This window comes from Chryseobacterium sp. 14P4.3.2 (genome assembly GCF_057799275.1).
The window spans coordinates 17,976-30,852 of sequence record NZ_JBYOKO010000026.1 but is presented as its reverse complement, the minus strand read 5'-3'; the positions used below and the strand labels follow the sequence as shown (position 1 = coordinate 30,852).

Annotated in this window: 7 protein-coding genes; all 7 read right to left on the bottom strand. The window is 37.5% G+C overall.

Annotated features, from left to right (window positions below; all coding sequences use genetic code 11):
* Nucleotides 1-502 precede the first annotated feature (502 nt).
* The 7 genes from AC27VX_RS22775 to AC27VX_RS22745 all read right to left on the bottom strand — a co-directional run bounded on the left by AC27VX_RS22775 (nucleotide 503) and on the right by AC27VX_RS22745 (nucleotide 12,814).
* Nucleotides 503-829: a VanZ family protein gene (locus tag AC27VX_RS22775; protein WP_236857330.1), complete on the bottom strand. Its 327-nt coding sequence runs from the start codon at nucleotides 827-829 to the stop codon at nucleotides 503-505.
* 25 nt (nucleotides 830-854) lie between these two features.
* A complete protein-coding gene (gcvH, locus tag AC27VX_RS22770; RefSeq protein WP_236857329.1) occupies nucleotides 855-1,232 on the bottom strand; it encodes a glycine cleavage system protein GcvH in 378 nt (125 codons plus the stop codon).
* A 106-nt stretch (nucleotides 1,233-1,338) separates the two neighbouring features.
* The gene (sov, locus tag AC27VX_RS22765) at nucleotides 1,339-8,481 is read right to left on the bottom strand and encodes a T9SS outer membrane translocon Sov/SprA (RefSeq protein ID WP_488698180.1); all 7,143 of its coding nucleotides are present in this window, start codon (nucleotides 8,479-8,481) and stop codon (nucleotides 1,339-1,341) included.
* A 6-nt stretch (nucleotides 8,482-8,487) separates the two neighbouring features.
* Nucleotides 8,488-9,072: a Holliday junction branch migration protein RuvA gene (gene ruvA / locus AC27VX_RS22760; RefSeq protein WP_236857328.1), complete on the bottom strand. Its 585-nt coding sequence runs from the start codon at nucleotides 9,070-9,072 to the stop codon at nucleotides 8,488-8,490.
* A 239-nt stretch (nucleotides 9,073-9,311) separates the two neighbouring features.
* Entirely contained in the window at nucleotides 9,312-11,597 is a 2,286-nt protein-coding gene (locus AC27VX_RS22755) for an NADP-dependent malic enzyme (protein WP_236857327.1), read from the bottom strand.
* Nucleotides 11,598-11,613: 16 nt separating this feature from the next.
* A complete protein-coding gene (locus tag AC27VX_RS22750) occupies nucleotides 11,614-12,465 on the bottom strand; it encodes an ATPase (protein WP_236857326.1) in 852 nt (283 codons plus the stop codon).
* 85 nt (nucleotides 12,466-12,550) lie between these two features.
* A complete protein-coding gene (locus AC27VX_RS22745; RefSeq protein ID WP_236857325.1) occupies nucleotides 12,551-12,814 on the bottom strand; it encodes a hypothetical protein in 264 nt (87 codons plus the stop codon).
* Nucleotides 12,815-12,877: the final 63 nt, after the last annotated feature.

The following is a 12,877-nucleotide window of genomic DNA, read 5'->3' as shown; positions in this document are numbered from 1 at the left end:
AATAGATTCCGTTTTGTGGAAAAATATAAGCATAAAACTCTTACACAAAGGGCTTTAAAAGAATACCAGAGTTATCCACAATTGTGAAATTATATTTTTGGATGTCTTGTAGGGCTGTTTTGTCTCCTTTTTATTTATTAGAAAGGTCTTCCTTGTCTATATTATAATATAGAACCTCATCATTTATTGCTGGATAAAGTACAATAGATCAGAATCTGAACTGAAGAGAGTATACTTGATAGTTTTTGCTAAAGTTATTTTGGGAGAGGAATGGTTTGTTCTGAGTTCCATATCTTAATTGGATTACTATTCTAGCCCCGATAGTAACGGTTACCCCGCAACATGGATTGGAAAGCCTTAAGATTCGGCTGTAGGCAAAGCTGGCGTGAGGAGTATGAGTGGATAGCGGGAAAAAGCTCCTTATGATTTTTTAGAGTTGGGAAATTTTTATATCCCGAAAGTTTGTAAAGGATGGACTTTTTATCTTTCTTAAATGGGATGATCAGAAAAATCGTTTGATTAATATTTTATAGGTATAGTAACCTATGAGGCAACCGATAGTGTCTGCTACGAGATCCAGGGTTTCCATAGATCTTCCCAGACCCATTTCTTCTTGTAAGATTTCTGTAAGGAAGGCGTATATAAGGATGATCTGGAAAAAGTACGAGAACTTTATTTTGGGAAATGCAGCAATAAAAGAGAATCCCAAAGCAGCAAATATGCTTAAGTGCAACACTTTGTCTATACCGCTGAACATAAACCAATACTCATGATTTTCTTCTCCGGGCTTGAGAAGCATGTAAGTAAGAAATGCCCAATAAATGGGCAATATCTTACTAAATATTTTTGAAATTTTATCCAATGATAGCCTGGTACTCTTCTGCAGAAAGCAATTCAGACTGATCTGCTCCATCAGCAATTTCTAGCTTAATGATCCATCCGTCTCCGTAAGGTTCTGTATTCAACAGTTCTGGCTGGTTTTCTAATTCTGAATTAAATTCAATAACCTTTCCTGCAATAGGTAAGAATAAATCTGAAACAGTCTTTACTGCTTCTACACTTCCGAAAACATCTCCTGCATTAAGATCATCGTCTACAGTATCTATGTCTACATAAACGATATCTCCAAGTTCTCCCTGAGCAAAGTCTGTAATACCGATTGTAGCTACATTACCTTCAATCTTGATCCATTCGTGATCTTTGGTGTACTTTAATTCTGATGGTGTGTTCATTTTTAAATTTTTATTTTGTACAAATGTATTCAAAAATATAGTAGCTTCAAATATTGGATATAAAAAAAGTCCTTCAAAACTGAAGGACTTTTAAGTTTATGACATTTTAGAATCCGCCTCCGGAATCTCCGAATGTAAATGTGGCAGAAATCCCTGCTCTGATTGTAGATAACGGGAATGCTGTTGATATCTTATATTTGGAGGTCATCTGTTCATAGAATACTCTGAGGTTCAGATTTTCTGAAACATTGTAATCAGCAGAAAGCTTTATATTCATGAGTCTTTGTCCTCCTGTAATCTGGGAATCATTTAACAGAATATTCATAATGCTGGTTTTACTGTCTCTTAATGAAATATCACCTCTGATATTAAGATCACTTCCTTTTCCTCTGGTACCTCTTCCTCTTACGTTGGCTGTTCCCAGTCTGAAGTTTCGGATGATATATCCAAGTCTTACGACATATTCTGTATTGGCATCTTCAGTAAGTGTCTGGTTTACCAATCCAAGCACTGTCATTCTGGTCTTATTGTACTGCAACCCGAACTGCATATTGTTTCTCATGGTAACATCTACTCCAATAAGCGGTGAGAAAGACTCTACATATCCTACCTGAGCAAATGTGTAAGGATTGATCTTATCTCCATCATTTTTGATTATAGCTCCTGTATTGTCTACTGTCTGATAATATCCCCCTGCATTGCCATGATAATCCACATTGCTTTGGATTCCTGTAGCTGTATAGGTAGCTGTATAAGCATGTAAAATATCAAACTTCGTAAACTGCCCGCTAATAATGGGAATATTCTTAAGTCCCGAATAAGTAATTCTCCAGTTTGGTAATGGGAATCCTGATTTTTTAGGGTTACCCATTGGTGTAACAGATTTTCCTTCCATCGCAGCTCTAAAGGCAGGAATCAGTACATAGGCATTACCAATACTATAATGTTTAGCAAAGCCATCATTATCTAATATAGCACCAGGGCCTCCAAGCTGCTGTGAAAGCGCTCTTGCATTTTCTCTGACTGCCTGGTAAATTGCCTGTCCATCTTTAAATGATGAGCTTAGAAGCATTGTACTGTTGGAATATGTCACCATCTCATTGGCAAATGTAAAGTCCGGATCCGGAACTCCATTATTGGTATAATTGAATCCTGTATGTGAGAAGTTACTGTTATAGGTATGCAAGACGTTAAGATCAATTCGGAAGTCGTTCAACGGCATCATTTGTAAGTCTGCTCTTAATTCTTTTGTTGACATTCTTACATAGGCATCTGTCATATATTTGGAATCACTTACCCATCCATTTTCCATCACTGTTCTTCTGATGTCAGCCTGTGATCCTAAAAGGAATCCTATGGTAGGACCTCCTAACGTCTGTCCATAACCATACCAGTTGGGTGCAGAGATTAATCCCGGAAGTACTGTCCCGTTATTTTCGGTATAACTCACGTTCAACTGTTTGAACGAAGTCAGGAAAAATGCTGCATTCTCAAGTACTGAAAGTTTATTTTTAAATTTATAACTCTTATATCTGTATCTGTTCTTTTCCCACTGCTTTGTATAGACATTATTCAGGGAATCCATTTCCTGCTTACGCTTCTGGAGTTTGGCATTTATATTTTTAAAATATTTAAACTGTCCAAAGAATTTAGGCAGATCCGCTGATGCTGTAGCCTGGATCATATTGGTATTTTGACCTATAGATCCTAAACTGGCAGATTTGTTTGTTTCCGGATCTACAAAGCTTAGTAAAGAGGTAGATCTTGCATTCCAGTTGTATGTAAATCCGTATCCTACTTCAGCATCAATGAAATCCAAATAAGGAAGATACTGGAACGGAAGTCTGTAATTTAACTGCACTCTGTGGTTATATAATACCGGTCTTCCTGATCTGAATACGTTACCGAAGATAGATTTACTATCCATAGCATTGGCATCAAGATTATCATTAAGGGTTCTGGTCGCTGAATTGATTTCCAGCTTTAATGACTTTGTAAAGTTGAATCCTAAACCATACTGCCATCCGAAATAGAAGTTTCTGTTTCGGATCGCATCAAAGTCACTTCCTGCATTTCCATTTAAAATAGCTTCTACATTTCTAAACTCAAGTTCATTATAATTCCTGTCAATTTCAGTTCTGAAAGATAATCTTGTAGGAATAGGATTGAAGTTAAATTCTTTAACCCATCTCAGATACTTCGTTGATTTCGCGGTATCGCTGATCATTTTATTGAAAGGTTTTAATACCCAAGGTTTGAAAGTATAGTTGTAATCAATATATCCTCTCAGATATTGTCTGTAATTTCTTTTGGTGTAAATATCTCTGAAATAATCATCGTTATAAACAGCAGTTACCGAAACGTTTTCAATATCGTAGAATTTAGGTTTTTTATTAGGGTTCACCCTTTCTTTATGCATATTAACAACGCCAATACTTCTCTGCTGCGTATAAGTTCTTGCCACTTTCTTCAACTGTTCTTTGTTGGCTGCTTTGTTAAACTCTACATCGGTATCCAGAGGATTGTATTTTGGATCTTCAATGGTCTGTGAGTAGGAATAGTTTACAGGAATTTTCACACCAGTTTTTTCCGGAAGAAATTTATCTACATTGACTGCTGTATTGATACTGAAAGCAGATTGTGTAGACTGGTTTCTCTCTGCAGGTTTTGAGTCTATATTTCCGAAACCTACTGATGTATAGGAAACATTTGTATTAACGGTAGCAAAATCTCCCAAGTTGAAATTTAAGCTAGCATTTCCTGCATATCCTCCATCATTTTCAATTTCAGAAAGACGGATTTCGTTCACCCAAAGAATTCTATCTATAGAGCCTCCTGATCCCCCACTTACTTCTCCATTTCTTACTCCAATTACCATTGTACTAATATTCCCCAAACTTGGACGCCCTTTGATATAAATATGTTTAGCGTTTTCACCACCTCCAAAAACATTATCAAGTATTCTTTCAGTAATTTTATTCGCACTATTTTTATCTCTTCTGATCTTTGCGTCAACAAAATCCTGGATATTAAGATCGACATCATTTTCCATTGGCCAGATTTCCATAGGGGCCGTTGCTGTAGTGGCAGTTAGCTTCAAAGATGATTCATATTCGTAATAGTTGTCTGTAGCATCGGTTCCGAAACGTATAAAAAATTTAGTTTTCGGATCCATCCCTATTACTCTGTTAATCGGATCATGAGCGTGAACAAAAAGCTTTAACTTTTTGTATCTTCTCATATCTAATGATGTGTTTTTAAATACACCTCTTGATTCTCCATTTGCGAGCTTATCAGTCTTCATATACAACGCAGCTTCATTTTGTCTTTGTGCTCCGGCATTACCGCTCAATACCTGTCTATCAATCCCCGGAGGTAAAACATATGGTGGCTGATTTAAAGAATTTTCTTCAATATTCACGCTTCCTACTTCAAGATCAGATGTATTCACCTCTGAACTACCTTCATTTAAAGCAGGATCTACAATTGGATCTGCATTGGGAATAGGGCTTGGTATTCTATAAAAAGCAAGGTTCTTAGGATATTTTCTCCAGTCTGATCTTACAAGGTCCATTGTTGCAAATCTTAATGTAGAGGTTTGTTCAAATCCTGCTAACATTAGTCTTGCAAATCTTACATTATTCAAGACAGAAGGGTCTGCCGTTCCTTCAGCTTTATCAAAATTAGCGACAGGAATTCTGAAGAGATACCATTTTACATCTGCTGATTGTCCATTCTGGAAACTGGCCTTTACTGTTTTTACATCAACAATATTGTTTTGCCCCAAACCTAAACTCGATTGATCCAGTTTTACCACATACTGGTTATAGTTTTCAGTCTGATCAAGATTATAGTCTTTGTTAATATCTTCTGAATCCGGAGTTTGTGAAGCCACGTTCAGTGAATTTGCTTCCGAGTTTCCATCCGGGTTTCTGAAATACTTGTAACGCTGAATAACAGATGCTGCCTGGCTTCCTGTAAATTTATCAGAAAGATAAAACACGAAATCATCTACTGCCGGGTCTGCTATATTAGTCACCGGGTTCACAAATGTATTTCCGAATTTCATAGATTCCTGATCTGAACTTAAACCGTCGTATCCTACATCCTGTCTTTTTCTATCATCTCCTTCTGTAGAGAATGCATACAGAATAGGTGGCTGCTTTGGCTGTGTTCCCCAATTAGAATTTGTTGTAGAGGATGGTGATCCCGGAGTAGGAAGGCCATTCTCATACTGCATCTTTCCATCTTTCAATATATCTTCGGAAACATTTCCAAGGTGTAATAAAAGTTTTGGATTATTACCCAATTTATTACCATCCGCATAAGGGTCCATCATCCAGAATTCAACATATTCGATATTTGAGGTAACAAAGTTTGGAACACTGATGGATCTCATAATCCCCGCCCATCTACTTTGTGCCTGCTCTGTTGCCGCATTCACGTTATAAGGACCTCTTTCCTGAGGATAATAAGAGATATCAAAGGTATTGGTAAAGGTCTGTTCTCCTGCAACAAAATCTCTGTTGTTATAAATTTCCGAATACTGTACTCTTCTTGATGCATGGTTAGACACCGACTGCGGAGTAATTCCTGCAGGAGCTTTTCCTCCTACACCCCAGAATCGCGGATCAATATTATACCATGATAATAGTCCTCTTCCATAACCGCTCGTTAAATCATCATTAGCGGGAACAATATTAAATGGTGGAAGTTTATTTTTTTCCGGTCTTGAAGCCAAACTCCATGCTGCCGGTTCTTTTAATGAAATTTTAGATGTCGTCTGTTCAAAGTCATCTATATAAGACTGGTTGTTTGTCCCTTTATTTAATCCTGGCAGTAGATAAGCGGCCTCCATCTTAAAGTTGATATTGGAAGGAGCTTCAGTCTTTATCATAGGAAGCTTATTCGCAAATCTGGTAAGGTAAGGTGCCTGATTATTATACATCAAGTTAATCCCCGCCATTGTATTATTCACTGCTTCCTGCCCAAAGTTTACTTTTTGGGTCAATGGGGATTCCGAGTAATTAACTACAGTTCCTCCTAATATAAAATGTTCATTGAACCTTCTTTCTAAGTTTAACCCTAAGAATCTTTTTCTTTGGGTATTAAATGTCAATTGATTTTCTAATGCAATATTGATCGCCTGTCCGGACTGTTTTACATTTTCATTGATGATCGTCACCGTACCCAGCATATAGTCCACGGTATAGTCTACCCCTTCGGTAAGCTGTACCCCATTTGCAGATACTTTTACAGACCCCTGAGGAACGTTTACTGCTCCAAGTGAAATACCTTGCCCCTGAACACCTTTGTAGCGGCCTTCCATGGTATATCTCTGCGCAAGGTTACTGGAAAGAGCATATTGTTTTTGTTTGGTATAAAGATCCTGGAAAACATATTGAGGGTCAAAAGTTCCTCCTAATACCTTTTGCATATAATTACCAAAAGGCTGTACTTTGGTGAAAATAATCCTCCCTGTTTCCGGCCTGACTGTAATCCCGCTGACAAAGTCAAAGATACCATCTCCCTTACTTCCATCTTTGTTACTCTGAATATCACCATTCATATTAAGGCGGTCCCAGTTAAGCAACTTCAATAAGTTTTGGTCTTTTACAACGGTATCTGGAAGATAGTTTACTTTACCTCCTGTTTTTTGATCCCTGTAATATACATTAAGAATGAAACCATCCTGTGACACCTGTCCGGCATCTATGGAATAGATATTCTTCATCATCAGGTCCCACATCGGAGAATCTGTATTCACTCTATTGTTTACCCTAAGTACTTTAGTAATCAACACCGGGCTCTCTTCCGAGAATTCACCAACTTTATATACTTTATTGCTTCCGTTTACGGTATATGAATATGAAACCGCTAAAAGCTGGTTATCATTAAGTTTTTGGTTTAATGAAATGTATCCTAACTGCGGCTGAAATGTAAATTCATTAGCATTAAGTTTTCTCGCTTTTGTATTATAAATGAATTCTTCTCCATTATCGTATGGTGTTGTAGTTCCCGGAAAAGTCTGCCCCTGGAAAATAGTACCATAATTCTTCCCTGCTTCTCTGGTTCCTGCTGCAGATGATACAGCATCATATAATCCGTTTAATGAGTTATCTGGTAAGGTGGCACCTCCTGCAAATTCTCCTAAGTCTCTAATACCAACTACACTTTTCTGATAGGCCAGATTACTGTTCCCCTGATCAAGTACCCATACCTCTAATCTGGTGATATTAATGGTGGAGTTGATTTGTGGGTAATTAAGTAAGGCATCATCATATTTGTTCAGGAAATAATGTCCTAAAAAGTAGTGCTGGTTTTCTTCGTAGTCAATTGCATTAACTTTAAAGTTATTCATTACCCCGCCGCCCTGTACTACAATATTCCGGGCTTCTCCCTGCTGCTGGGAAAGAACTACTGTTCCATAGGTTTTCCCCATCTGGAATTCTGTCTTCACCCCAAATAAAGACTGCGAGCCACGGATCAAACTTGTTGAAAGCGGCATAGTTACATTACCGAATTCAACTCTTTTAATAATCTTATCTTCTCCTCCCGCGTTAGGTTTATCAATATCTCCAAGACCTTTACTCTGAAGATCTTTCCAGCTTCCTTTTGCCTGCCAGACAAGGTTCATCCTGTTTTCAAAAGCAAATCCGCTCTGGGTATCATAATTAGCTTTCAGCTGAAGATTCTCCCCCACTTTACCTAATAATCCCAATTGAATTCTCTGATCAATATCAAAGGTAAAACTGGTCCTGTTCTGTGGCAGGATCATCGGGTTGTCTATTTTCTGGTAAAGTCCGGCAAAGTCAAGAGAGGCGTATCCTGAGGGGATAATTTCGATTTTATTACCACCGAAGATGGTTTCGAACAGTTTATTATTGATCATCAGGGATGGAATCAACCCTTGTTTTCTGGCGTCTGATCTGTCTCTTCTGAAAAGAAGATTATATTTTTCAGATTTCTCTTTATAGTATGCTTTTGTCTGAGCGGCGAGCATGTATTCTTTATACTCTTCCGGAGACATAGCAACTGGAGGACCTGTGATGGTGTTTCCGATTTTAGGATATATATAATACATCCCTGTTTTTATATCGTAATAGGCTTCCTGCCTCGTAGGGTCAGCCACTTCGTATTGTTTTCGTATGATCAGTGTATCTTTTTGTGTCTGCTGTGCAAAGGCACTGACGGACATACACAGAAACGAAAGGAACAAAAATATGTTAAAATGCTTATTATTCGCCACCAAATGTTAAATGTTTTTTAAAATTTGTTTCACCAATTCTTCTACCGATATGCCAGGGTTTTGCTTTAATATTTTATCGGCAATCTTCTCGCTGGTACGTTTAGGAATTCCTAAAACTTCTAATGCAGATAACGATTCTTCCTTGATTTTATTATCTACCAAGACAGAAATATTCGCGGCAGGATCGCTGAATTTCTGCACCTTATCTTTAAGATCAACAATAATTCTCTCAGCAGTCTTTGCACCGATTCCTTTTGCTTTCTGAATCAATGCACTATTACTTGAAAGTATCGCTGATGCAATCTCGTCGAGGCTTAATGTAGACAGCAGAATAAGCGCAGAAACAGCTCCTACACCATTAACGCTTATTAACAGATTAAACATCTCTTTTTCTGAACGTGTGTTAAATCCGAAGAGAAGATGAGCATCTTCACGGATGATCTGCTGGATAAATAAAAAGGTCTGCTGATTCAAAACCAGCATTTGTGAGGTCATTAAACTGATTCCCACGTAGTAACCAACTCCCTGTACATTGATAACAGCGTAGGTAGGCGTAAGTTCTTGAACAGTGCCTTGTAAAGAAAATATCATTATTAATTTTTAAAACTCCCAAATATAGCAATTTAAACTAATTAATATTTTCATTTCATGCACGAATGCCTTTTAACTTAAATTTTAACTAAGAATTCAAGGAATTAACATAAAAAATAAAAGACTCCAAAATATGGAGTCTTTAGTATATCAACACTGATGAAAGTGCTATTTTCTGAACATTAAGAAACTGAATAAATATTTCTGATTTTCAGATATTTTCTTCCAGTTTTTCTGATTTATTTTTTCTCTCTTCTCTGAGCATCCAAAACTGCAACGGTAGCAAGGTTTACAATCTCGTCTACGCTTGAACGCATCTGAAGTACATGTACCGGTTGTTTTAGTCCCATCAGGATTGGTCCAATTACCTGTGCTACTTTCATTCCTCTGATAATTTTGTAAGAAAGATTAGCACTTTCCAGATTCGGGAATATGAATGTATTGGCTGGTGTTGTTCCTAATTTCGAGAAAGGATAATCACTAAGGTGGTCTGCATTCATTGCAAAATCCGGCTGAATTTCACCATCTACGATCATTTTAGGATATTTTTCATGAAGGATACTCACTGCCTTAGCTACTTTCTTGGATGTTTCAGAAATTGCTGCAAAGTTTTCAAATCCTAGCATTGCAATTCTCGGTTCGATTGCGAAAGATTTCACTGTAAACTCTGCCATTTTAGCGATATTCACAAGATCTTCTGCAGTAGGATTCTGATTGATGGAGGTATCTGCAAAGAAAATAGGCTTCTTCTCAGACAGGATCATCATCATTGCCGCTACTTTATCTACTCCTTTATCCTTTTCTATAACTTCTAAAACAGGGCGTAGTACTGAGGTATAGTTTTTAGAGAATCCTATGATAAGACCATCTGTATCTCCATGTCTCAGCATCAAAGGTCCGAAATAGTCTCTCTGGCGGACATATCTCTTAGCTTTGTACTCGTTCATGCCTTTTCTCTGGCGAAGTTTCCAAAGGGTTTCTCTGTATTTCTTTCTGTTTTCTTTCTGATCGTCATCACTTGGATCAATGATTGGAACATCCAGATTGATTCCGTAACGCTCCATTTGCTCCTGGATGTATTTCTTATCTCCCAGAAGGCTTGGATAGGCAATTCCTTCTTCATAAAGAATCTGAGCAGCTTTCAATACATTGTATTCTTCAGCATTTCCAAGAGTAATTCTTTTCGGGTTTGATTTTGCACGGCTCTGCATCATTCTTACCAACTTCTCATCTCTTCCCATTCTATCCAAAAGCTGGTGCTCATATTCTTCAAAATCAGTAATTGATTTTCTGGCAACACCACTTTCAATAGCTGCTTTTGCAACAGCACTTGATACTTTTGTGATCAGTCTGTTATCAAATGGTTTTGGAATGAAATACTCTCTTCCGAACTGTAGGCTCTTCACATTATATGCTAGAATTACCGCTTCCGGTACAGGTTCTTTTGCAAGATCAGCAATGGCATGTACCGCAGCTAATTTCATTTCTTCGTTGATTCCTGTAGCCTGTACATCTAATGCACCACGGAAAATATAAGGGAATCCTAATACGTTGTTTACCTGGTTAGGATAGTCACTTCTTCCTGTTGCCATGATCACATCTTTACGGGTTTCAAGGGCAAGGTCATAAGCAATTTCCGGATCAGGGTTTGCTAAAGCAAAAACGATAGGGTTTTCAGTCATGCTCAACAACATTTCCGGAGTCATCACATTTCCTTTGGACAATCCAACGAAAACATCGGATCCTTTTACAGCATCTTCCAATGTTTCAATATCTGTCTGTGCAATAAAGTCTAATTTTTCCGGGGTAAGGTTTTGTCTTTTGTGGTTGATCACACCTTTACTGTCACACATCAGGACGTTTTCTTTTTTCAATCCTAATGAAATATAAAGCTTAGTACAGGCAATAGCTGCCGCTCCTGCTCCGTTGACCACCATTTTCACCTCACTAATGCTCTTATTGGCAATCTGCAGTGAGTTGATCAATGCTGCTGCTGAAATAATAGCCGTACCGTGCTGGTCGTCATGCATCAAAGGAATATTCAACTCCTCTTTAAGTTTTTGTTCGATATAAAATGCCTCAGGAGCTTTAATATCTTCAAGGTTGATTCCTCCAAAAGTAGGAGCAATTCCTTTTACAATTTCAATAAATTTATCCGGGTCTTTTTCGTCGATCTCAATATCAAAAACGTTGATATCTGCAAAGATCTTGAACAGAAGTCCTTTTCCTTCCATTACAGGTTTTGAAGCTTCGGCGCCGATATCGCCTAATCCAAGTACTGCGGTACCATTAGAAATAACCGCAACCAGGTTCCCTTTTCCTGTGTAATCATAAACCGTTTCCGGCTTATCATGAATTTCCATACAAGGAACAGCTACTCCCGGAGAATAAGCCAACGACAAGTCTCTTTGAGAAGAGTGCGGCTTTGATGGGATTACTTCAATTTTTCCTTTGGGTTCTGCTTTATGATAATCTAACGCGGCCTGACTAAAGTTCTTTTCGTCGCGATGGTTTTTACTTGACATAAAATTTCGTTTTTTGTTAAAGGATATATTTAATGTGGTAATCTACTAAACTTTCAATTGGTTTCTGAACAACATGTCCCACATTCAAATTAAGTTCTGTAGCTACAGAACGTAATATATTTTCATAATAATAGGCGATAGAGCCGATGAAATTGATTTCAGCATCTTTTGCTTCCTGATAAGGGAGAACCTGATATTCGAAGAAACTTTTCATTTCTTCAAAAACCATATCCCTGAAATAAGGATGGTCTTTTCTTTCGATCACAAATTTGGTAAAGTTGGCCAAATATGCATTTGGTCTTGGAGTATGGTACATATTTTTCAATGCATCCTCTACAGTAAGCTGATAGTCTGCCTCGAATTCACGATGAAGGTCTGAAGGCAGTTTTTTCATAAAATACCTTCTTACCAATTGCTTTCCGATAGCACTTCCGCTTCCTTCATCTCCAATCAGGAATCCAAGCGAAGGCAGTTCTATCTTCAGATTTTCACCATCAAAAAAACAAGAGTTTGAACCTGTGCCCAGAATGCACACGATTGCAGGTTTTCCGCTATAGGCAGCGTAGGCAGCAGCCATAAGATCTTCTTTTACGATAATTTCAGCTTTTCCAAATACCTTTGCCAGTTCTTCTTCTATGGTTTCACAATTTTTTTTCACGCCACATCCGGAACCGTAAAAAAAGACTTTAGTAATTGAATTTCTCACTGATATCAGATTGCTATTTTTCTGTATTTCAGGTGCGATAAGTTCTCTGTTGATAAAATTAGGATTGAAACCGATCGTCTCCGTTTTCAGAAAAACTTTCTTAAAGTCATCGAGTATTACCCAATCCGATTTAGTAGAACCACTATCTACAATAGCAACCATATTTTAGATTTTAATTTAAGGATGCTAAATTATGAATTAATCTTCAATTAGCGTTTAAAAACAACCTGGAAGCTGTCTAAAATCATTAATGTTTAATATTCGTTTTTTTTTCATTGAACTGCAGAAGCCAATCTTCAATTTCATCTTCAAGATATGACGCCTGCAATACCATCGCATTAATAAAATCATCTGGAACGGGTTCTCCGCTCGAATTTTCAAGATTCCAAAGTTCGTTGGACATATTTTCATATTCAGAATACACTCTTTTGAAGCGGGTATTTTCTTTTTCAAGAGCTTCAATATTTTTCTGTTGAAGCTGGAATTTTCTGTATTTGTTTTGACGTTTCATACAAATATTGTTATCAATTGGTCATAAAAAAAAGGAGGATTATGCTTGCTACAGCGCATTACA